We start from the raw sequence: 22,700 nt of genomic DNA, 5'->3' as shown, positions 1-22,700 counted from the left end.
ACATCTAATTTAGTTATCGCTTGAATTTTTTGATCCAAAAAATAAACTCAGGATGTGGTCTTGACCCATGATGAGTTGCATGCCAGCAAGCATGAGGTATGGCCAAATGATGAGCCAGTAAACGATAGAAAGAGCAGCCAATCTTAAAGGGTTGGATTGACCAAATGATTCCAAAGATTCTAGGAAATGCTTTCCATGAATGACGCCATCAATACCCGCCTCAAGATAATTCAGTCCCAAAACAATAACAATGTAGATCAGAGACTCAACAAAAAGTGATTTAACGATGCCATGAGTTTTATCGACCTTAATCGGGTAAATTGCTTGTCCAATTAACAAAAACTTTGCGGTAATCCCTGCCTTAATCAAGGCAAAGCCAAACATGCTTAGTGGAATAGGGCGCTCATCAAGCAAAGTTGCCGCTAAGAATGCGAGAGCGCAGAACCATGTGCCCAAATAAAGAGTTAAGGCAAGCGCCTTTTTGGCCTCATCAATTAGTTTTTCTTTAAAGGTGGATTTTGCTGGGTTGGCGTTTGAGGCAGTATTCATGGGGGGGTTAATAAATCAAAATTAAGCGTTGCAGCAAGTTTCGCCATTTGAACAAGAGGAGGCGGTCTCAATTGGCGCTGGCTCGTTCGTGTAGCGCGCGATATATGCCTTGTTGCCTTTAAGGGCTAATTTGATCCATACAAAGTGGCCAGATCCTGGCGCAACGGATATAGGTTCGCCATTCATATTCCACATCTGATCCAGGGCAAGATCTTGATTTCCGTTGGGCTCAATGATTTCTAATTTGTCACCAATTGAGAAACGATTTTTGACATCTACCTTCACACGCCCATTCTTGTGGTCGACATCCAGTGTCTCGCCAACATATAGACTTCTTCCTGACAAGGAGTGGCCACGCATATAAAGCTGATACTCCTTATCGTGATGACGTTCATAAAAGCCATCGGTATAGCCACGATTAGCAAGGCCTTCTAAGTTACCTAGCAGGTTTGTATCAAATGGTTTTCCAGCTACAGCATCATTAATTGCGGAGCGATAAGCCTGGCAAGTACGAGCTACATAGTATGGTGATTTTGTGCGGCCTTCAATCTTGAACGAGTCGACACCCATTTTGGTGAGTCGCTCAATATGTTCAATGGCGCGCAAATCCTTAGAGTTCATGATGTAAGTGCCATGCTCATCTTCTTCCATTGGCATTAAATCATCAGGTCGTCTTGATTCCTGAAGTAAGACGACATCACCACTTTGGTTTTGTTGACCAGGTTTCACTTTATAGTCCCAGCGGCAAGCATTCGTGCATGCTCCTTGATTGGAGTCACGATGAGACATATAGCCCGAGAGGAGGCAGCGTCCAGAGTAGGCAATGCACAACGCGCCATGAACAAAAACTTCTAATTCCATTTCGGGGCAATCTTGGCGAACTTCTTCAATCTCATCAAACGACAGTTCTCGAGACAGAATGACGCGGCTAATGCCAACAGAACGCCAAAATTTAGCGGAAGCGCCATTCACGGTATTTGCTTGTACTGATAAATGAATCGGCATATCTGGCCATGCTTCTCTAGCCATCATGATGAGGCCGGGGTCAGACATAATCAATGCATCAGGTTTCAGTGCCACGACGGGAGTCATGTCACGAATATAGGTGCGAGTCTTTGCTCCATGTGGTAATAGATTTGAAACCAGGTAAAACTTTTTGCCTAAATCGTGTGCGGTATCGATGCCTTGTTTTAAGACCTCAATTTTTCCAAAGTCATTATTTCTGACGCGCAATGAATAGCGTGGCTGTCCGGCATAAATTGCATCTGCTCCAAAATCAAAAGCAGTTTGGAGCATTTGTAGGCTGCCCGCTGGGGCAAGGAGTTCAGGCGTTTTTGTCATGACGCCATTTTAATGCTTGATTCAGGTGTTTGCCTGGCTTAAAACCCCCCTAAATACCCTCTGGAGGCCAATAGACAGGGCTTTTGTGGGCTCTTGGATCAGTTGTTTGGCTACTCGTCAACAATGGTGTTGCGCAAGACGCCAATAGACTCAATCTCAATTTCGCAAATATCACCAGCCTTCATAAAGACAGGGGGATTTCGAGCGTAGCCTACGCCAGCAGGTGTTCCAGTGATAACAACATCACCTGGCTCTAAGGTCATACATTCAGAGATCAGCACAATCGTTTCCGCAATGCCCCATAGAAAATCCTTGGTGTTTGCGTTCTGCATCACCTGACCATTGAGTCGCGATTGGATATTTAGACCGTGACATCCAGTAGGTAGCTCATCTGGTGTCACTAACCAAGGACCAAATGCGCCAGTTTGATCAAAGTTTTTGCCGATAGTCCATTGTGTGGTCTTGCGTTGATAATCACGAATACTGCCGTCATTAAAAATGCTATACCCAGCAACGCATTCCAATGCATTATCTAAGGTGAGATGACGCGCTTTTTTGCCCACTACAAAAGCGAGCTCTGCCTCGAAGTCCAGCTTGTCGGAAACGCGAGGCTTGACGATGGGTCCAAGATGCGAAGTGAGTGAGCTAGGTCCACGCATAAAAAAGCTAGGGTATTCCGGTCTAGCATTGCCACCTTCTTTAGCATGATCCGCGTAGTTCAGGCCCATGCAAACAATTTTCCCGGGCTTATCTATAGGGGCCTTAAAAGAGACAGAGCTTGTCTTGCCGCGAACTGCATTAGGATTGTTCATGGCAGCATTAGCTCGATGCAATAAGCTTTCATCCTGAATGATTGATTGCAAGCTACTAGGTATCTGGGCATCGGTAGCGCATAAGTCTACAAACTCATCTGCAGCGCCTTTAATGAGCGCACCTACGCTTTCATTGCCATCTGATCCCTGATAAGCGAACAGTCTCATGTGATTGTCTCCAGTTAAATTAGTTTGTTTTGTAGTCGTTTTGTAAAGTATATGTCAGGCAATGCTCTGAATTCTCGGTAGGGTCCATAAAGTGTGATAACTTTCAATAAACACACCATAGACTTCGGTAAAAAGTCATAAAAAGAAGGCATAAAAGCATGGAGACATCGAGTAAGCCGCTAAACGGCGGCCAAATTCTGGCTAACGCTTTGGTGAGGCAGGGCGTAGAAGTAGCGTTTGGCGTTCCTGGCGAAAGCTTTCTGCCTTTATTAAATGGTTTGGTAGACCACCCCAAATTTCAATTTATTACCTGTCGTCAAGAAGGTGGCGCAGCCTATATGGCTGAAGCCTATGGCAAATTAACGGGAAAACCTGGGGTCTTAATGGTCACCCGTGGGCCTGGCGCATCAAACGCAATAGTTGGGGTGCATACCGCTTATCAGGATTCCACTCCAATGGTTTTGTTGATCGGCCAAGTGGGAACGGACATGGTCGAACGTGAGGCGTTTCAAGAGATTGACTATCGTCGTATGTATTCTGAATGTGCAAAGTGGGTTGGAAGTATTGACCGTGTTGATCGCATCGATGAGTTTGTTTCTCATGCTTTTCATGTAGCGCAAGCTGGTCGCAAGGGTCCTGTTGTTCTAGCGTTGCCAGAAGATGTTCTCTACATGAATGGAGACGAGCACCCAGTTGCGCCTGCTCATGTTGTACAGCCAGGCTTGGATATAAAAGCTTTTGATCAGGCGATGAAAGTATTCGCGGGCTCTAGACGCCCCATGATCATTGCCGGAGGTGGAAACTGGAATCGCGCTGCATGCGATAGCTTGAGCGTTTGGGCAAATCGTGAAGGTATTCCTGTTGCCACAAGTTTTCGATCCCAAGATCTTCTTGATAATCTTGATCCTATTTTTGCGGGTGATCTAGGGATCGGAGCCAATCCAGTCTTGGTAAAACGCGTTCAAGATGCTGATGTTCTATTGGTTATTGGCGAGCGTCTTGGTGAGATAACGACCGCAGGCTATAGCGTATTTAGTGTGCCTAAAGCAAAAAATACCTTGATACATGTTCATTCAGGCTCAGAAGAATTGGGGCGTGTCTATCGACCTGACTTCGCGCTTAATTGCAGCCCAGAAAATTTTTGTGCTGCCTTAGGTGGAGTGAAGATGGGTGGCAATCACACTTCTAATGATGCGAAGGCGGCGCATACCGAGTATTTGACTTTCTCCAGCCCCGTAACTGTGCCGGGCGATATGCAATTGGCGCAGATTATGAGTTCCTTACCAAAATCTATTCCACGCGATTCTATTTTGACCAATGGCGCAGGAAATTTTGCAACATGGGTTCATCGTTTCTATCCATACGGCCCATTTAAGACCCAATTGGCTCCAGCAAATGGCTCGATGGGCTATGGCTTGCCAGCAGCAATTGCAGCAAAGATTGTTCATCCTGAGAGAGTAGCAATTGCAGTCTGTGGTGATGGGGATTTCATGATGAACTGCCAGGAACTCGCTACGGCAGTTAGATATGATGCGTTTCCAATTGTTTTCGTGGTCAACAACAGCATGCTGGGGACTATTCGCATGCATCAAGAGCGAGAATTCAAGTCACGAATTATCGCCACTGGATTAACAAACCCAGATTTTGTGAAGTTTGCAGATAGCTTTGGTATTCCTGGCTTCAGAGTCAGCAAAACAGAAGAGTTTGCCCCCGTTTTTGCTAAAGCTCTTGAAAGTAAAAAAGGTGCTCTTATAGAGTTGATTCTAGATCAAGAGGTGATATCACCTAGCAAGTTACTATCCCAGTTGGGCAAATAAAAAGAGGGCGACAAGCCCTCTTTTTTATATACCTATGTATAGCAATTATCCTTCATTGCATAGAAAGACTATTAGTCAACCTTTGCGCCAGAGTCTCTGACAACCTTAGTCCATTTGGTGATTTCATTTTTAATAAAAGTTGAAAACTGTGCTGGTGTATTGCCCACTGGTTGTGCGCCCATAGCAAGATATTTCTCCCTCACAGATGGGCTATTAATTGCCGCCATTAAAGTGGTGCTGTCTTTGTTCAGAATATCTGCTGGCATATTAGCCGGCCCAACTATGCCAAACCAAGAGGTAGCCTCATAGCCAGGCAGATTGGCTGCCTCAGCAATTGTTGGTAAATCTGGGAATGCAGGCGAGCGTTTTGCGCTGGTGACTGCTAAAGCCTTCAAACGACCTGCGCGAATGTAATTAATGCATGAAGGCAGATTATCAAACATGATATCTACATTGCCCGCTAATAAATCTGTTACGGCTGGAGGGCTACCTTTATAGGGCAAATGCACCATGTAGGTTTTGGTCATTGTCTTGAATAGTTCTCCCGCCATATGGATGGAAGTGCCATTGCCGCTTGAAGCCATATTGATTTTTCCGGGATGGGCTTTTGCATAAGCAATTAAGTCATTCACGGAATTGATATTGTTCTTGGCAGCAAATTCAGGATTAAGAACCAGAACATTTGGTAACTCTGCTACTAAAGAAATGGGTGTGAAATCCTTGATAGGATCAAAGGGCATCTTGCCGCCACCTTGTGTGTAGAGCGGTAAGTTGATTCCGTGCGTGCCAACTGAAGCCATCAGCCATGTGTAACCATCGGGAGCTGATTTGGCAACAATCTCTGCGCCGATATTTCCGCCGGCCCCAGGTTTGTTATCAATAACAACATTCCATTTAAAAGAATTTAATAGTTCGTTTTGTAGTGGTCTTGCGATGTTGTCAGTAGCGCCGCCAGCAGGAAATGGAACAACATAGCGAATTGGTTTGTTTGGGTAATCAGATTGCGCAAAACTAGATTGAGCATTTGCTAGAAACAGCACCGCAAAAATAGTGAAAACCTTGCCTGACAGACTAAGAGCTTTAGATAAGCCGCTTCGCATCATTGTTATCTCCTGTTATTAGCTTCATTCTGGTGATGATTTTTAATAGCTTCGTAAAGCATAACAGACCCATAGCAAATTATTGGCTGTAGCATTTTGATAAATAGGGGGCTAGAAAACGAAAAACCCCCAGATTTCTCTAGGGGTTTAAGGTATTTGGCTCCTCGACCTGGGCTCGAACCAGGGACCTACGGATTAACAGTCCGGCGCTCTACCGACTGAGCTATCGAGGAATAAGCCGATATTATAGCAAGATGGAAACACTTCTTCCCACTTCTGTTCGGATCCCCAAAGTACTGACCATTGCTGGCTCTGACAGCGGTGGTGGGGCTGGTCTACAGGCGGACCTCAAGGTAATTACTGCCTTGGGTGGCTATGGGATGTCTGTGATTACTGCTATTACCGCACAAAATACACTTGGAGTTACACGCATTCAGGATGTCGATTTGGATGTGGTGGAAGCTCAGATGGACGCTGTTTTCTCGGATATTGGCGTTGATATTGTCAAGATTGGTATGTTAGCCAGTCCAGAAATCGTTCAAACAGTGGCTAGAACTTTGCTTAAATACGGGATCAAGAAGGTTGTTCTAGATCCTGTGTTACGAGCTACCTCTGGTGCTAGCTTGGGTGGCGATGACACTGCGCAAGCCATCATTACGGAATTATTTCCATTGGCTTTATTGGTCACGCCAAATATGGATGAGGCATCTTTAATGTTGGGGCGGGATGTTACTGGCCCAGATGATTTCAAATTGGCTGCACAAGAGTTATTAGATTTGGGGCCACAAGCTGTGCTTATCAAGGGCGGACATCTTGATGGCGCCCATACTCAAATTACGGATTACTTAATGTGGCGCACCTTCGAAGATGGCCTAGAGGTTATCCAGTCTAAAGAGTTCAAGCACTATCGAGTTAACACTGCTAACACTCATGGAACGGGCTGCTCACTTGCCTCAGCGATTGCCACTTATCTTGCAGCAGAGCATGATCTGTCTCATGCCGTAGCTAAAGCAATTGCCTATGTTGAGGCTGGTTTAGAGGCAGGGCGTTTTCTTAGTATTGGGGAAGGGCCGGGACCCTTGTGGCATATGCACGACTTCTATCCAACCGCTTTATTGGACGAGAGAGAAAAAAGATAATCTATCAGTAGCGTAATCGCTGATAGATTAGGCGCGCATCAAATCTTGCAAATGCTTTACTGCTGCCTTGGGGTCTTTTGCTTGTGTAATAGCGCGCACCACTGCAATAGATCCAACGCCACTCTTAGCAACCGCATGAATGCTGTCTTGATCGATGCCGCCAATCGCCACTAAAGGGTAATGGCTCATTAGTTTTGCATATTGATATAGCCTTCCTAATCCTTGAGGTGCGGTAGGCATTTTCTTGAGATTCGTTGGAAAGACTGCACCCATGGCGATATAGCTTGGACAAAAGCGATCGGCATAAACCATTTCAGCATAGCCATGAGTGCTAAGGCCCAATCTCAGTCCAGCAGCTCTGATTTGCTCGAGATCAGCACCTTCTATATCTTCTTGTCCGAGGTGAACACCATAAGCCTCTGCATCAATGGCTTCTTCCCAATAATCATTAATAAATAGCAAAGTCTTACTACCCTCAGTAGCTTTAACCGCTTCCTTAATCTGCTTTCTGATTTTGAATCGATCTTCAGATTTAAAACGCAATTGAACAGTAGGTATTTCTGCTTCCACCATGCGCTTTACCCAATCGGCATCTGGCATTACGCCATAGAGGCCTAAACGTTTAGGGCATTCTTTAAATGCCTTGGGATTCATATTGCGAGTCCATGGCAGTAGATCAAAGTGCTCTGGTCTGCTAGGCCATTTAAATGGGTTAAATCCACCATCTTGGATCGTCATGCGTGACCAAGCTTTACCAATGGTTCGCGCATCAGATTCAATAAAGCCCATTTCAATTGCCGCAAGCGCTCCAGCAAGTTCGTAATGATCTGTGGCAAATTCATTATCAATTCTGGGTGGCGGTGAGCTGATTGAATATTGTGGAATCGGCAGACATAAATCATCGTTGCGATGCGCTGAAATGATTTGATCGGCGAGATCTCTTACTAGGCTCATATCAATTCCCTTAATCTTTTAGCTTTGATGCCAAAAGGGTGTGCCAACAAGAGGGGTGCTGGCCTGTGCGGATGTTTGTGGTTTCATAGCACCAGATAGGTAGGCGCTGCGCCCAGCGTCTGTGGCCATAGCAAAGGCTTTTGCCATCGCTACCGGATCTTCAGAAAGTGCCACTGCCGTATTCAGTAGAACAGCATCAAATCCCCACTCCATTACCGTGCATGCGTGCGATGGCAAACCAAGGCCAGCATCAACTATGAGGGGAACTTTGATTCGATCGCGCAAGAGCTTCATTGCGAAGGGGTTTAGTGGGCCTTGTCCTGTACCAATAGGAGCGGCCCAAGGCATGATCGCTTGACATCCAGCATCTACAAGGCGTTGGCACAGAATTAGGTCTTCAGTGCAGTAAGGCAATACCTTGAAGCCGTCTTTAATTAAGGTCTCAGCAGTTTGTACTAAACGCAAAGTATCTGGTTGCAAAGTGTAGTCATCACCGATGAGCTCCAACTTAATCCAGTTGGTTTCAAAAACTTCTCGTGCCATCTGGGCGGTTGTGATGACCTCTTGAGGACTATGACAACCAGCAGTATTTGGTAATACTGGAACCGCCATCTTCTTAAGTAATTCCCAAAACCCACTATGCGCTTCTGTAGTGCTAGTGCCTTGGCGGCGCAAGCTAACCGTAATCATCGCAGGATTGGCGGCTTTTACTGCGTTTTCAAGAACCAATGGCGATGGATAGCGTGAGGTACCCAGTAGCAGGCGACTAGCGAAGCTCTCGCCATATAAGACTAGGGCATCGGCACTATTGAGTTGGTTGGGTAATGGTGCTGTCATAGATATTTAGCCTCCAGTAACTGGGGCAATCACTTCAATTTGATCGTTTTCATTCAATGCATGTAGTGCGTATTGAGATTTGGGCACAAAATTCAAGTTCACTGCGACTGCAAAAGGGGGCTTTGCATTAATAAGCTTGAGAGCATCTGCAATCATGCTGTGCGAAGGCAGATCGTATTCCACTTGGTTGACGATTATGCGCATACACTTGCCTCATGGCTGATATTGCTAATGCGTAAACCTAGCTCCAATGCAGTATTGCTTTGACCGTTCTCTAGTATTTCCATGGTTGCATCTAGCACCGCAGGAGAAATCATGAAGCCATGACGATAGAGGCCATTGATCATCATCAAATTAGATAGCCCTTTTTCTCTATTAATCAATATTTCAGGAAGATTGTTTTTGAGAGTTGGGCGGCATTGGGTTGCCATCTCTAGGATACGAGCTTCCGCAAATCCACTGTGTACTGTGTACACGGCGCTAAGTAATTCCATGGCTGAGCGAACGCTCATCTGTGATAAGTCTTCGGATTCAATTTCCGTAGCACCAACCACATATACATCATCTTCTTTAGGGGCAATATAGATAGGGTAGCGAGGATGTATTAGGCGAGTAGGCCTACTTAGCTTCACTTCTGGGGCATGCAAGCGGATAACCTCACCACGCACGCCGCGCAGAGTATTTTCATTGGAAGACCAGGCATCTTTTGCCCCATTACCGCGACAATCAATGACGCATTGATATGCAGAGTCATTTCGTAATGTATCTGGATTGACTTCGGTATTCCAATGGCATTGCACGCCAAATATGTTTAGCTCAACCAGTAAGGCATCTAACAGCTGTCGGTTATCCAATTGACCCTCATTAGGAAGGTATAGGCCTTGAGTAAATCGATCGGCAACGCCAGGTTCAAGGTTGCGTAATTGCTGTTCGTTCAATCGCTTAGGCGGATTGAGTTGACTATTGTGCAGACAATTTTTATCCAGATGATTGGTAAAGCGTTCTGCATCAGCGGCATCTTGCCGATGCCAGAGGATTAATGTGCCATCTTGCTGGAAAAATACAGGCGAAGAGAGCTCTTCGATCAATGTCTTCCAATGAGGAAGGCTATAGATACCCATCTGTATAACCGAATCTTCCGTAATTGCGGATTCTGCAAGAGGGGCTAGCATCGCGGCTGCCACTCTTGCTGCAGAATTGTTTGCGCTAGCATCGCCACGGTCAAATAAGTCAACCTTAGCCCCACGTTTTGCCAATGCGAATGCCAGCAGCCGACCCATCAGGCCAGCGCCAACAATGGCAAAGTGTTTATGTGCGAAGGAAGTGCCGCTCATTTACAGATGCTTACTGATAAATTTCACTACCGCGCTTACGGAACTCCGCAGACATTTCTTCCATGCCCTTATTAGGATCATTGACTTGCGCAATCGGAATCACCTTGGCATCTGCGTTGAGTGTTGCTGCGTAATCTCGAACTTCTTGCGTAATTTTCATTGAGCAGAACTTTGGGCCACACATTGAGCAGAAGTGTGCAATTTTTGCTCCTTCAGCCGGCAAAGTTGCATCATGGTATTCACGTGCACGTTCTGGGTCTAGGCCTAAATTAAATTGGTCTTCCCAGCGGAACTCAAAGCGCGCCTTAGAAAGGGCGTTATCGCGAACTTGAGCGCCCGGTAAGCCTTTTGCAAGATCCGCACCATGGGCCGCAATCTTGTAAGTGATGATGCCTTCACGCACATCTTCTTTGTCTGGGAGACCTAGATGCTCTTTAGGTGTGACATAGCAAAGCATCGCTGTGCCATACCAACCAATTTGCGCAGCGCCAATGCCGCTGGTGATGTGGTCATAGCCTGGGGCAATGTCGGTAATCAATGGTCCAAGAGTGTAGAAAGGAGCCTCTAAGCAATGCTTGAGCTCTTCAGTCATATTCTCTTCAATGCGTTGCATTGGAACGTGTCCAGGACCTTCAATCATGACTTGGACATCATGCTTCCAAGCTTTGGCAGTTAATTCACCGAGGGTATGGAGTTCACCAAACTGCGCAGCATCGTTTGAGTCGGCAATGCAGCCAGGGCGCAAACCATCACCCAAACTGAAGGAGACATCGTAAGCCTTCATGATTTCGCATATCTCGTCGAACTTGGTGTAGAGGAAGTTCTCTTTGTGATGGGCTAAGCACCATTTAGCCATGATGGAGCCACCACGTGACACGATGCCAGTAATGCGATCTGCGGTTAATGGTACATAGCGAAGCAATACGCCAGCGTGGATCGTGAAATAGTCAACGCCTTGTTCTGCTTGCTCAACCAAGGTGTCACGGAACATTTCCCAGGTGAGATCTTCAGCGATGCCACCGGTCTTATCTAGCGCTTGATAGATTGGAACTGTGCCAATAGGAACTGGTGAGTTACGAATAATCCATTCGCGCGTTTCATGAATGTGTTTTCCAGTAGAAAGATCCATGATGGTGTCTGCACCCCAACGAATAGACCAAACCATTTTCTCAACTTCTTCATTAATGGAAGAAGTGACTGCTGAGTTGCCGAGGTTGCCATTGATCTTCACGCGGAAATTTCTGCCAATAATCATTGGCTCTAATTCTGGGTGATTGATGTTTGCTGGAATAATCGCACGACCCGCAGCAATCTCCGAGCGCACAAATTCACCGGTAACCATCTCTGGGAGATTTGCCCCATAGGATTTACCAGGGTGTTGTTTGAGTAATTGCTTATAGGCTGGATCTTTACGTAATTGCTCTAGACCCATGGATTCACGAAGTGCAACGTATTCCATTTCGGGAGTGACGATCCCTTTGCGAGCGTAATGCATCTGACTAACGTTATGTCCAGATTTAGCAACGCGTGGGGCACTGATGTGTGCAAATCGCAAGCTTTGAGTTGCGGCATCATTTGCGCGGGCTACACCGTACTCAGAGCTTGGTCCAGATAACTGCTCAGTATCGTTTCGCTCAGCAATCCAAGCATCACGCAATCTTGGCAAACCTTTTTCTAGATTGATCACAATATCAGGATCGCTATAAGGGCCTGAAGTGTCATAAACCGGAACGGGGGGATTTGGAATCAGTTGCTCACCAGCACGGGTTGGCAATTGCTCAATCATGCGTATCGGCGCTTTGATATCTGCACGTGATCCCTGTAGGTAGGTTTTAGTTGATGCGGGATACGCAAATTTTTGACCGAAGTCACGTTCCAAGCTTTTGAGGCTCGGAATTTCATGTTTGTTTGATTTTTGATTGCCTGAGCTCATGTCCATCTCCTTGCTGTTTTAGATGGACGAAACCGGGTGTGTCGGTCTGATGTAACTCCCCACGCCAGCATTACCTGGATCGGGTTTTAGGGTCTCTCTCAGCGCCTCAGAGCAAAATCTGCTTTTAAGGGCACCCCTGTTTCATCCTTAGACTAGATTTAACCACGAAAAGGTGGCTGCGCTCATGACGCGCGTCAATTGCCTGTATCGAGGCTGCCAGACTTACTTATTGCGTCGCAAAATGAAGTCTGCCGTGACAAAGGCGGCATCGCTGGTGAACTCATCGGCCAAAATACGGGCAGCGGCTTCAGGGTAAGAAACCTCAATAAAGCCGCTAACTTCACCGTCATGGTTGGTTGGAATAAAGTGCTTAGGAAGTTCTAGGTCGTAAATGAACAGTTGTTCATCATGAAAGCCTCGTTCATTAGCGATACGACGCATATGAATTCTTCCAATAGGCTCGATGTCATCAGAAATTTGTTCTGGAACGCCAGCTTCCTCCCATAGCTCGCGACGCGCATTGACCCAGGGAGTTTCATCTGCACTAATTCCGCCGGCGGCGAGGTTATCTAATTTGCCTGGATCTGTTGGCTTGTTTTCACTTCTGCGTCCCAACCAAATAGTGTCAGCTTTTGTGTAACCGTTGATGTGCGTAGCCATGCTGCGAAAGCCAAATGTACGAAATGCAGCTCGCTCTAAGCGAAAGTATTTGTGGCCATTCTGATCAACCCATGCAAATTCTTCATTACGCCATCCAGGAATAAAACCACCTTGGCGCATGTGATTCGCTAAGAGGCTTAGCGTTGCTGATAATTCTTTTGGTCGCCCCAATTGAATGGATAGGCGATCATGTGACATTCTAGCTAAAGGTATGGATTGTTTTTTAAATAATTCCTGCAGGTGCGGAATGAAATCAGGATTGAGGTGCCCAATCAGTAGACCTTCTTGATTGTCCCGAGAAAAATAAATAGGCATGAAATCCGCAGGAACTGGTCTTGCGGTATTTTGAAGCATCTCCTCAAGGGCTGCGATGGTGCTGGTGGACAGGGCTGACATGCGGCTTAGTGTAAGGGAGCTTCACAAAATAAAGTGGGTTTTTAAGGCTGTATTACCACAAATAATATTAGAAGTTATCAATATCTTTAATAAAGATATTTAATTTTGCTACAAGAAACTTCTGCACACAAATTAAGCAAGTTAGGTCACTCTATACAAATCCTCGACTTACGAAAACTTTTATGGATTTATCCACATAGCCTGTGGATAAGTTCTGACAATTTTGTGGTCCCGCCGACAGGAATCGAACCTGTATCCCACGCTTAGGAGGCATGTGCACTATCCATTGTGCTACGGCGAGATGCATGCTTGTAAAAAAGTATGCTAGGGAATGAAGTTGAGATGCTAACCGATAAAAGTGATCTTCATTGGCTATTACCAGCCACAAAGTGCCCAAACTTGATTGGTGATCGACATCATCATTTCAGGGGCATAGTAAGCAGAAAATACCATCAACAATATAAAGATTGCAAAACCATACGCAATGATTTTCCAAAAGGAGGCATTGCGATTTGACGTCTTATGCATTTGCAACTCGATGAATAGCGCGCTCTTTAACGGGCAGGTTAACCAAGAACGCAAATACTCCTAATCCAATTGCGAGTTGCCAAACGATGACATAGGATCCAGTGCGATCGAATAAATAGCCGCCTAAGAATGCCCCGCAGAAGCTGCCAAGTTGGTGCGAGAAAAATACCAAACCAGAAAGCATGGTGAGGTACTTCACCCCAAAAATCTGCGCCACGATGCCATTGGTTAGCGGAATGGTAGATAGCCACAAAAATCCCATAATTGCGGCAAACACATATGTGGTCATGGGGCTCAGCGGTAACAATAAGAACCCGGCAATAGCAATCGAGCGGCCTAAATAAATACTTGATAGTAAATAACGCTTAGGAAGTCGTTGCCCTAGGATGCCAGCGCTATAGGTGCCAAAGATATTAAATAGGCCAATGAGGGCTAGGGCAGTTGTCGCCACCGCAGGTGCACCAACTGCTGGATAAATGGATGAGAGATCTTTAAGGTAGGGGGCAAGGTGAACAGCAATAAACACCACCTGAAAGCCACAAACAAAATACCCTAAGGTAAGCAAACGAAAACTAGGATTACCAATTGCTTCTTTAAGCGCTTCTTTGATGGTTTGTTCGCCATGGCTATTTTGATGCGCAAAATTTTTCTCACGCAATAAAAAAGCAGTGGGAATCATTAAGCTAGCCATCAATGCCAATATCAGTAGAGCGTCTTGGGCACCAAATGCGCTTAATAGACCTTGCTCAGCAGGAATCATTAAGAATTGTCCAAAGGATCCAGCAGCTGCAGCGATACCCATTGCCCAAACACGTTTATCTGCGGGGACATTTCGACCTAAGATGCCATAGACCACGCTGTAGGTGGTAGCAGTTTGTGCGAGGCCAATTAATAATCCACCTGCGATAGTGAAATTAAGCGCATCTGTCGAAATCGCCATGCCAACTAAGCCTAAGGCGTAAAGTGCTCCACCGAGAACCATGATTTTGAAGGCGCCAAATCGATCAGCCAGTGCGCCTGTAACCGGCTGAACTGCGCCCCAGATCAGATTTTGCAGTGCAATCGTCAATGCAAAGGTTTCTCGACCCCAGCCATTGGCCATGGTGATTGGCAGGTTAAATAAGCCAAAGCCATGACGTATGCCCATAGACATCGTCACCATAAATCCTCCGAAGATGAGGACTTGAGTCATGGTTAGTGATGTTTTAGGACTTGCGCTCATTAAATAATTCCCCTTTCTTTTAATTGAGCAATCGAAGCATCATCTAGTTGAAGGCGCTCATGTAAAACTTCATTGGTATGTTGCCCAAGAGTGGGTGGCGCCATCCGAACTTCTACTGGTGTTTTAGAAAGCTTCATAGGACTTGCTACGAGTTTCATACTTCCAACTGTTGGGTGCGGAACATCAATCTGTACTTTTCTAGCAATGACCTGTTCGTTTTCAAAGACTTCTTTGAAATTATTGATGGGGCCGCAGGGTACATTTGCCGCTTCTAAAAGCGCAATCCACTCCCCCTTTGTTTTCTTGCGTGTCATTGCTTCAAGCAAGGGTACGAGTTGTTTGCGACGTAAAACTCGATCAGGGTTGGTGAGATATAGGGGGTTATCTGCTAAATGGGCTTCACCACCAGCGGTCACAAAGTGGCGAAACTGACCATCATTGCCAGCGCCAACAATCATCCAGCCATCCGAGGTTGGAAAAGTTTGATAAGGAACAATAATGGGGGAGGCATTGCCCCAGCGACGCGGGATCTCACCAGATGTAAGGTAGGCGCTAGAGACATTAGCCATGACAGCAACTTGTGTATCAAGCAAGGACATATCAATGTATTGACCTTCGCCGGTTTGGTCGCGATGCACTACAGCAGCCAATATTGCAGTAGTGGCGTACATGCCAGTAAAAATATCAGCAATCGCTACACCAGATTTTTGTGGGCTAGCACCTTCAACATCTTCTGCTTCGCCAGTCACGCTCATAAAGCCACCCATGCCTTGAATAATGAAGTCATATCCAGGGCGATGAGCATAAGGACCTGTTTGCCCAAATCCAGTAATAGAGCAATAGATCAAGTCAGGCTTGATCTTTGCAAGACTTTCATAATCTAAGCCGTATTTCGCGAGATCGCCAACTTTGTAGTTTTCAATCACTACATCTGATTCGGCGGCCAATTGACGAATGATGTCTTGGCCCTCTTGTTTGCTGATATCAACGGTAATCGAACGCTTGTTGCGATTGATGCAAATAAAATAGGCAGATTCTTCTGTATCTCGGCCTTTTGGGTCTTTGGCAAAGGGAGGGCCCCAGTGCCGAGTGTCGTCCCCAGCCCCAGGACGCTCCACTTTGATGACATCTGCACCCAGATCAGCAAGATTCTGGGCGCACCAAGGACCTGCAAGCACGCGGCTGAGGTCTAAAACGCGAATATGACTTAAGGCTCCCATGCCTAATTTTGGCATGGATAGCAGGGGAATATCAGAAAAGTCCGACCCCTTCCCAGACATGGCTACAATTTTGGCGCATGGCTACCCGTAAAATTTCCGAATACAGCGAATCGTCGATTCAGGTCCTCAAAGGACTGGAGCCAGTCCGTCAGCGGCCTGGAATGTACACCCGAACCGATAACCCCCTACACATCATTCAAGAGGTTTTGGATAACGCTTCTGATGAAGCCTTAGGTGGTTATGGCAAGCAAATTATTGTGACTATGCACACCGATGGCAGTGTGAGCGTCGAGGATGATGGTCGCGGAATTCCGGTGGGAATGCATCCTACTGAAAAATTACCAGTAGTTGAAATCGTATTTACTCAGTTGCATGCCGGCGGTAAATTTGAAAAAGGTACAGGCGGTGCCTATGCATTCTCAGGTGGCTTGCATGGTGTTGGCGTTTCTGTAACAAATGCATTATCAAAACGCCTTGAAGTCACAGTATGGCGTGATGGTCAAGTTTCCACTCTCACTTTTGCTGATGGCAAAGTGATTGAAAAACTTAAATCCAAGCCCGCTTCAAAAGATGACAAGTCTCACGGTACGCGTGTGCGTGCTTGGCCCGATGGAAAATACTTTGATAGCGCTGCGATACCAATGGCTGAGTTGGTGCGTTTACTGAGATCCAAAGCAGTCCTATTGCCTGGTGTTAAGGTCACCCTTATCCAAGAAAAGTCAGGTGAAAGCCAATCATGGCAATACGCACAAGGCTTGCGCGGCTATCTTAATGAAGCGATGGCTCAAGCCGGTCATGGACCTGAGGTTATTCCACCATTTGAAGGCGAGCAATATGCGACAGGCGCTGGCGATGATGATTCTTTCGCCGAAGGTGAGGGCGCTGCTTGGGTGGTCTGCTGGACCGAAGATGGCGCACCAGTGCGCGAGAGTTATGTGAACTTAATTCCCACGCCTGCAGGAGGTACTCATGAAAGTGGCCTGCGCGAAGGATTGTTCAATGCGGTAAAAGGTTTTATTGAAATGCATGCATTGCAACCGAAGGGCGTGAAGCTGATGCCTGAGGATGTATTTGCACGCGCCTCATTTATTTTGTCTGCCAAAGTATTAGATCCACAATTTCAAGGTCAGATTAAAGAGCGTCTAAATTCTCGTGATGCGGTCCGCTTGGTTTCAGGCTATGCTAAATCCGCACTAGAGCTTTGGCTAAACCAGCATGTTGACTATGGTCGCAAACTAGCAGACCTGGTTATTAAGCAAGCTCAAGCTCGTACTCGTGCAGGCCAAAAGGTAGAGAAGAAAAAGTCCTCTGGCGTAGCGGTTTTGCCTGGCAAGCTAACGGATTGCGAGAGTGAGGATATTGCTCAAAATGAAATCTTCCTGGTAGAGGGTGATTCTGCGGGCGGTTCTGCCAAGATGGGTCGCAATAAGGAATATCAGGCGATCTTGCCTTTGCGCGGCAAGGTATTAAATACTTGGGAAGCAGAGCGCGATCGTTTATTTGCTAATAATGAAGTCCACGATATCGCAGTTGCTATTGGAGTAGATCCTCATGGCCCTAATGATGATCCTGATCTATCCAATCTACGTTATGGGAAGATTTGCATCTTGTCTGATGCGGACGTAGATGGCGCGCATATTCAGGTATTGCTACTGACATTGTTTTATAAGCACTTCCCCAAGTTAATCGATTTAGGTCATGTGCACATTTCTAGACCGCCATTGTTTAGGGTTGATGCACCTGCAAGAGGTAAGAAGCCGGCGCAAAAAATTTATGCCTTAGATGCCAACGAACTTCAAGCAATTGAAGATAAATTGCGTAAAGAAGGGGTTAAGGAAACAGCATGGCAAATCTCTCGCTTTAAAGGATTGGGCGAGATGAGTGCCGAGCAATTATGGGATACCACATTGAATCCCGATACACGTCGTTTACTGCCAGTAACTCTAGGTTCCTGGACGGAAGACGAAACATTTAAAACCATGGATATGTTGATGGGTAAATCAGAGTCTGGTGCGCGTCGCGATTGGCTTGAAGAGCGCGGCAATGAAGTTGAGGCGGATATTTAATGGCTACTAAGAAAACACCAGGTAACAATAAAGCCGCTGAGCAGGCCGATTTATTTTCAAATGCTATTGAAGAGATGGATATTGTTGAGGTTGATGAAGCGCCACAAAAATCCAACGTAGCTGCAACATCATCTAGCGGCAATTCTAACGGGCCTAAAGATCCACATGATCCAAAAACGATGGATTTAAATGAGGATAACAAGGATAGTTTGACGCTAGCTGTTTATGCCGAACGAGCTTATCTAGATTACGCCATTAGCGTTGTAAAAGGGCGTGCATTACCAGAAGTCGCAGACGGTCAAAAACCTGTTCAGCGACGCATCTTGTTTTCAATGAACGAGATGGGTCTTCGTGCTGATGCTAAGCCTGTCAAGAGTGCACGCGTTGTTGGTGATGTATTGGGTAAGTTCCACCCACATGGTGACCAATCTGCTTATGACGCATTAGTGCGTTTGGCACAAAGTTTTTCTCTGCGCTATCCATTAATTGATGGTCAGGGTAACTTCGGTTCTCGTGATGGTGATGGTGCTGCGGCGATGCGTTATACCGAAGCGCGTTTAACCAAGATTGCCGGCTTACTATTAAGTGAAATCGACGAAGGTACGGTTGATTTTGCGCCCAACTATGACGGTTCATTCCAAGAGCCAAAATTATTACCAGCCCGTTTACCATTCGTATTGCTCAACGGCGCATCTGGTATTGCAGTAGGTATGGCAACCGAGATTCCGTCCCACAATTTGCGTGAGGTAGCTTCAGCCGCGATTGCCTTGATGAAGTCCCCCAAGCTATCTACTACCGAATTGTTGGAGATCATGCCTGGTCCAGACTATCCAGGTGGCGGTCAAATTATTTCTTCGTCTGCGGAGATTGCGCAGATTTATGAAACAGGTCGCGGCAGCCTTAAAGTACGTGCTCGTTGGTCTATCGAGGAGTTAGCTCGTGGCCAGTGGCAAATTGTGGTCAACGAATTGCCACCATCAACATCTTCACAACGTGTATTGCAAGAGATTGAAGAGATTACCAATCCAAAAGTGAAGGTTGGTAAAAAGACCTTAACTCCTGAGCAGAACAATCTGAAGTCCACCATCTTGAATGTTTTAGATGGTGTTCGTGATGAATCTAGTAAAGATGCTCCAGTTCGTTTGGTGTTTGAGCCTAAGAGCAAAAACATCGATGTAAATGAGTTCGTTAACCTCTTGTTGGCGCACACCTCGCTTGAATCCAATGCGCCAATGAACTTGGTGATGATTGGCAACGACGGTCGTCCACGCCAAAAAGGCTTAAAAGAAATTATTTCTGAGTGGATTGAGTTCAGAGTCGTTACAGTGACTCGCCGAACCCAGTTCCGTCTCGGCAAAGTAAAAGACCGGATGCATATCTTGGAAGGGCGCTTAATTGTTCTTCTGAATATTGATAAGGTTATTAAGATCATTCGCAATAGCGATGAGCCTAAAGCCGACTTAATCAAAGAATTCAAGCTTACTGATCGTCAAGCGGAAGATATTTTGGATATCCGTTTGCGTCAATTGGCTCGCTTAGAAGGCATCAAGATTGAGCAAGAACTCAAAGAGCTCAAATCAGAGCGTGATGACTTAGAAGGATTGCTGCAAAGCGACACTGTTTTACGTAAACGCATCATTAAAGAAATCGAAGCTGATATCAAGGACTTCGGCGATGATCGTCGTACGTTGATTCAGGAAGATAAGCGTGCTGTTGCCGAGACTAAGGTGATTGATGAGCCAGTTACTGTCATCGTTTCACAAAAAGGTTGGGTGCGCGTTCGCCAAGGTCATGAGCATGACGCAACACAGTTCAGTTTCAAGGCTGGTGACGCTCTCTACGAGACTTTTGAAGTGCGTACTGTAGATGTGATTCAAGGCTTTGGTAGCGATGGACGGGTATATACGGTGCCGGTCAGCGAATTGCCCGGCGCTCGTGGCGACGGCTCACCATTAACCAGTTTCGTAAATCTGGCCGCCGGTTCTCAGATGGTTGCGTATTACGCTGGCCAACCTGATGACTTGGTCTTGTTATCCACAAAAGCAGGTTATGGATTCTTGGCCAATGTGGCTGATATGAGTACGCGCAATAAGGCAGGCAAATCATTTATTAGTATTGACGCTAAAGTAGCTGGCGATGCGCCACTTGGTGCCGCTAAGGTTGAGGTGGGCATGAAGCAGGTTGCTTGTTTATCAGCCGCCTCGAAGTTGCTAGTGTTTCCATTGGATGAATTAAAGCGCTTGCCTACTGGTGGCAAGGGAGTAATCCTGATGGGTCTTGATGACAAAGAGTTCATGTCATCTGCAATCGCAGTGGGGCCAAATGGAGCAACTTATTCTGGCGCGGGACGTGCAGGCAAGCCTACTGAGTTAAGTTTGGATGCGAAAACTCTGAAGTCTTTTGCTGGCAACCGTGCTCGTAAAGGACACTTTGTTGAGCCGCGCCTGAAAGACGGCAAGCTGAAAGCAAACTAAAGTTAACCAAACGAACTACCTAAAAAATTACTCTTTTTTAGGTAACCTCGCTCCATATTTGACGGCAATCACTTCCGCCAGAATAGAAACGGCAATCTCTGGTGGAGTAAGGGCTCCAATCGACAGGCCTACAGGCCCATATAGCTTTTCAACTTCTTCTTTGCTGACATCAAACTCAAGCAAGCGCTCTTTGCGCTTCTGGGTATTCTTTTTGCTACCTAAGGCACCTACATAGAACGCGGAAGACTTGAGGGCCTCCATCAATGCCATGTCATCAAGTTTAGGGTCATGGGTCAGCGCTACTACGGCAGTGTGAGGATCCACGCCAATCTCAAGCAGGACATCATCGGGCATACCTTGAATAAAGGTGATATCAGGGCGATTTAAGCCTTCGGCATATTCTTCTCGCGGATCAATCACTATTACTTCAAAGTCAGAGGCAATAGCAAAATCTGCCGTGTATTGAGAGAGCTGACCGGCACCAATAATGACCATGCGCCAACGCGGTCCATAAGTGGTGCGCATCTCTTTATCGTTACAAGCAAATTCATCATTACGCGTGCCTGGCTCTAAAGTAGATTCGCCAGTTGCAATATTTACTGACCGTTTGGTGATTTGATGGGAGCTAATGCTTGCTAATAATTGCTCCAAAATCGTAAGCTCAGGTTTAGGCTCTACTAATAGACGAAGCGTGCCGCCACAAGGTAGGCCAAAACGTGACGCTTCTTCTTGACTAACTCCATACACCACCATTTCAGGGGTATCGCGGGTCAAAATTTCAGTTTGTACGCGGCTAATCAGATCATCTTCAACGCAACCGCCAGATACTGAGCCGGCAACTTGCCCATCGCTGCGGATGGCCAGCCAAGAACCAACAGGTCGTGGGGCCGATCCCCAGGTCTGAACAACTGTGGCTATTGCGACAGAATGACCTGCTTGAAGCCAGTTCACTGCGGATTTGAGTACGCTTAGATCGGTGCTATTCATGCGGTATCTTTGTTTATGAGTTCTTATTTATTATCACCCTAATGACTTCATTGCGTAAACCTTCTAATCTGCGTCTGGCGATTGTCTTATTGGCTGCCGGCGAGGGGAGCCGTATGGGCTCTGTTCCAAAGGCACTTTTGCAAAAGGACGGCAAAACTTTGTTGGAGAGGTTTTGTACTACCGTTAAAGGCCTTCATCCAGTTGAGTTTGTTGTTATTACCGGATTTCATGCGACACCAATAGAGCAGGAGCTTAATAGATTGGCTAAGTTGATGGATCTATCCATCACCATCATGCATAACCAAAATGCGTCTACTGGCCAAGCTTCATCTGTAAGACTTGCTCTTGAATCCTTGAAAAATGAATTTGATGTAGTGGCAATGTGCTTAAGTGATCAACCCCAGATTGGTGAAGATGAGTTGATTGCCTTACTGAATCAGTTTGTAGATCGTGAGCCCAATCAAGACGTAGTGATGCCGATCGTGAGTGGTCAGCGCGGCAATCCAGTGCTATTTTCTAGGAAGGCGGTAGAGGAGATGCTGCAAATTCCAGGAATGGTTTGTAGATCGTTTACGGATAAGAATCCAAATCGAGTCAAAATATTTAATTCTGATAATGACGCATATGTTCTGGATGTCGATACAGACGCAGACATCCAGAGGCTAGGTATTACGCGAGATTAGTTGTCTAGCTTAGATCTCGGCGATCAACTCAATCTCAACACAGGCTCCCAGTGGAATTTGCGCAACCCCAAATGCGCTACGAGCATGTTTGCCAGCATCACCAAAAACCTCAAAGAGCAATTCAGAGCAACCGTTTACAACCAGGTGTTGTTCAGTATATTCATTGGTAGAGTTCACTAGACCCATTACTTTCACGATGCGCTTAACCTTGTCGAGTGAGCCAAGATGATTTTGTAGGGTAGAAATAAGGTCAATCGCAATCGATCTCGCAGCTGCTTTGCCTGTTTCTGTATCCATGTCTTTGCCGAGTTTTCCAACCCACGGTTTGCCATCACGTTTGGCGATATGCCCCGATAGAAATACTGTATTACCGGAAGTGGCGGCCATTACATATGCTGCTGCTGGTGGCCCCGGTGGAGGCAAATCAATCCCAAGGGTTTTTAATCGATCATTGATAGTACTCATGGTTTTCTCTGTTGG

General features: G+C 46.1%; 20 protein-coding genes, 2 tRNA genes and 1 riboswitch. Of the genes, 5 read left to right on the top strand and 17 right to left on the bottom strand.

Going from position 1 to position 22,700, the window contains the following annotated elements; genetic code table 11:
- Positions 1–9 precede the first annotated feature (9 nt).
- From DCO17_RS05695 to DCO17_RS05685, 3 genes are all read right to left on the bottom strand, one after another.
- Positions 10–549 (bottom strand): hypothetical protein, encoded by a 540-nt coding sequence (locus tag DCO17_RS05695; protein ID WP_173955798.1) that lies wholly within the window; start codon positions 547–549, stop codon positions 10–12.
- A 21-nt stretch (positions 550–570) separates the two neighbouring features.
- The gene (locus DCO17_RS05690) at positions 571–1,890 is read right to left on the bottom strand and encodes a peptidase U32 family protein (protein ID WP_173955797.1); all 1,320 of its coding nucleotides are present in this window, start codon (positions 1,888–1,890) and stop codon (positions 571–573) included.
- A gap of 110 nt (positions 1,891–2,000) precedes the next feature.
- The gene (locus tag DCO17_RS05685) at positions 2,001–2,870 is read right to left on the bottom strand and encodes a fumarylacetoacetate hydrolase family protein (protein WP_173955796.1); all 870 of its coding nucleotides are present in this window, start codon (positions 2,868–2,870) and stop codon (positions 2,001–2,003) included.
- A 158-nt stretch (positions 2,871–3,028) separates the two neighbouring features.
- Between DCO17_RS05685 and DCO17_RS05680 the strand changes: the two genes are divergently transcribed.
- Positions 3,029–4,687 (top strand): thiamine pyrophosphate-binding protein, encoded by a 1,659-nt coding sequence (locus DCO17_RS05680; protein WP_173955795.1) that lies wholly within the window; start codon positions 3,029–3,031, stop codon positions 4,685–4,687.
- 71 nt (positions 4,688–4,758) lie between these two features.
- On the opposite strand, the gene DCO17_RS05675 is transcribed toward DCO17_RS05680, so the two are convergent.
- The gene (locus tag DCO17_RS05675; protein ID WP_254598716.1) at positions 4,759–5,790 is read right to left on the bottom strand and encodes a Bug family tripartite tricarboxylate transporter substrate binding protein; all 1,032 of its coding nucleotides are present in this window, start codon (positions 5,788–5,790) and stop codon (positions 4,759–4,761) included.
- A gap of 154 nt (positions 5,791–5,944) precedes the next feature.
- A tRNA-Asn gene (locus tag DCO17_RS05670) sits at positions 5,945–6,020 on the bottom strand.
- Positions 6,021–6,041: 21 nt separating this feature from the next.
- Between DCO17_RS05670 and thiD the strand changes: the two genes are divergently transcribed.
- A complete protein-coding gene (gene thiD, locus DCO17_RS05665; protein WP_173955794.1) occupies positions 6,042–6,926 on the top strand; it encodes a bifunctional hydroxymethylpyrimidine kinase/phosphomethylpyrimidine kinase in 885 nt (294 codons plus the stop codon).
- Between the two features lie 27 nt (positions 6,927–6,953).
- On the opposite strand, the gene thiE is transcribed toward thiD, so the two are convergent.
- The 10 genes from thiE to DCO17_RS05615 all read right to left on the bottom strand — a co-directional run bounded on the left by thiE (position 6,954) and on the right by DCO17_RS05615 (position 16,010).
- On the bottom strand, positions 6,954–7,880 hold the full coding sequence (thiE, locus tag DCO17_RS05660) for a thiamine phosphate synthase (RefSeq protein ID WP_173955793.1): 927 nt from the start codon (positions 7,878–7,880) through the stop codon (positions 6,954–6,956).
- A gap of 18 nt (positions 7,881–7,898) precedes the next feature.
- Positions 7,899–8,717, bottom strand: a complete 819-nt coding sequence (locus tag DCO17_RS05655) for a thiazole synthase (protein WP_173955792.1) — start codon at positions 8,715–8,717, stop codon at positions 7,899–7,901.
- Between the two features lie 6 nt (positions 8,718–8,723).
- Positions 8,724–8,921: a sulfur carrier protein ThiS gene (gene thiS / locus DCO17_RS05650; RefSeq protein WP_173955791.1), complete on the bottom strand. Its 198-nt coding sequence runs from the start codon at positions 8,919–8,921 to the stop codon at positions 8,724–8,726.
- Positions 8,912–10,051, bottom strand: a complete 1,140-nt coding sequence (locus DCO17_RS05645) for an FAD-dependent oxidoreductase (RefSeq protein ID WP_173955790.1) — start codon at positions 10,049–10,051, stop codon at positions 8,912–8,914. Before DCO17_RS05645 ends, thiS begins: the two co-directional genes overlap by 10 nt.
- A gap of 10 nt (positions 10,052–10,061) precedes the next feature.
- A complete protein-coding gene (thiC, locus tag DCO17_RS05640; RefSeq protein WP_254598715.1) occupies positions 10,062–11,984 on the bottom strand; it encodes a phosphomethylpyrimidine synthase ThiC in 1,923 nt (640 codons plus the stop codon).
- A gap of 39 nt (positions 11,985–12,023) precedes the next feature.
- Positions 12,024–12,132, bottom strand: a riboswitch (TPP riboswitch).
- 74 nt (positions 12,133–12,206) lie between these two features.
- On the bottom strand, positions 12,207–13,040 hold the full coding sequence (locus tag DCO17_RS05635) for an NUDIX hydrolase (RefSeq protein WP_173955789.1): 834 nt from the start codon (positions 13,038–13,040) through the stop codon (positions 12,207–12,209).
- 226 nt (positions 13,041–13,266) lie between these two features.
- A tRNA-Arg gene (locus tag DCO17_RS05630) sits at positions 13,267–13,341 on the bottom strand.
- 74 nt (positions 13,342–13,415) lie between these two features.
- Positions 13,416–13,568: a hypothetical protein gene (locus DCO17_RS05625; protein ID WP_173955788.1), complete on the bottom strand. Its 153-nt coding sequence runs from the start codon at positions 13,566–13,568 to the stop codon at positions 13,416–13,418.
- Positions 13,561–14,790, bottom strand: a complete 1,230-nt coding sequence (locus DCO17_RS05620; RefSeq protein WP_173955787.1) for an MFS transporter — start codon at positions 14,788–14,790, stop codon at positions 13,561–13,563. The genes DCO17_RS05625 and DCO17_RS05620 overlap by 8 nt, the downstream gene beginning before the upstream one ends.
- Complete coding sequence (locus DCO17_RS05615; protein WP_173956721.1) at positions 14,790–16,010, bottom strand: CaiB/BaiF CoA transferase family protein; 1,221 nt, start codon at positions 16,008–16,010, stop codon at positions 14,790–14,792. Before DCO17_RS05615 ends, DCO17_RS05620 begins: the two co-directional genes overlap by 1 nt.
- Positions 16,011–16,087: 77 nt before the next feature.
- Between DCO17_RS05615 and DCO17_RS05610 the strand changes: the two genes are divergently transcribed.
- On the top strand, positions 16,088–18,076 hold the full coding sequence (locus DCO17_RS05610; RefSeq protein WP_173955786.1) for a DNA topoisomerase IV subunit B: 1,989 nt from the start codon (positions 16,088–16,090) through the stop codon (positions 18,074–18,076).
- Positions 18,077–18,255: 179 nt separating this feature from the next.
- A complete protein-coding gene (parC, locus tag DCO17_RS05605) occupies positions 18,256–20,550 on the top strand; it encodes a DNA topoisomerase IV subunit A (protein ID WP_173956720.1) in 2,295 nt (764 codons plus the stop codon).
- Positions 20,551–20,577: 27 nt separating this feature from the next.
- On the opposite strand, the gene DCO17_RS05600 is transcribed toward parC, so the two are convergent.
- Positions 20,578–21,537 (bottom strand): XdhC family protein, encoded by a 960-nt coding sequence (locus DCO17_RS05600; protein WP_173955785.1) that lies wholly within the window; start codon positions 21,535–21,537, stop codon positions 20,578–20,580.
- A 41-nt stretch (positions 21,538–21,578) separates the two neighbouring features.
- Between DCO17_RS05600 and DCO17_RS05595 the strand changes: the two genes are divergently transcribed.
- Positions 21,579–22,220 carry a nucleotidyltransferase family protein gene (locus DCO17_RS05595; protein WP_173955784.1) on the top strand — a complete coding sequence of 214 codons (642 nt, stop codon included), beginning with the start codon at positions 21,579–21,581 and terminating at the stop codon, positions 22,218–22,220.
- 9 nt (positions 22,221–22,229) lie between these two features.
- On the opposite strand, the gene DCO17_RS05590 is transcribed toward DCO17_RS05595, so the two are convergent.
- The gene (locus DCO17_RS05590) at positions 22,230–22,685 is read right to left on the bottom strand and encodes a RidA family protein (protein WP_173955783.1); all 456 of its coding nucleotides are present in this window, start codon (positions 22,683–22,685) and stop codon (positions 22,230–22,232) included.
- Between the last annotated feature and the right edge of the window lie 15 nt (positions 22,686–22,700).

The sequence above is a fragment of the Polynucleobacter tropicus genome, assembly GCF_013307225.1.
Taxonomy (GTDB): domain Bacteria; phylum Pseudomonadota; class Gammaproteobacteria; order Burkholderiales; family Burkholderiaceae; genus Polynucleobacter; species Polynucleobacter tropicus.
The sequence above is the reverse complement of the archived record's forward strand: the minus strand, read 5'-3'. Positions and strand labels throughout refer to the sequence as shown.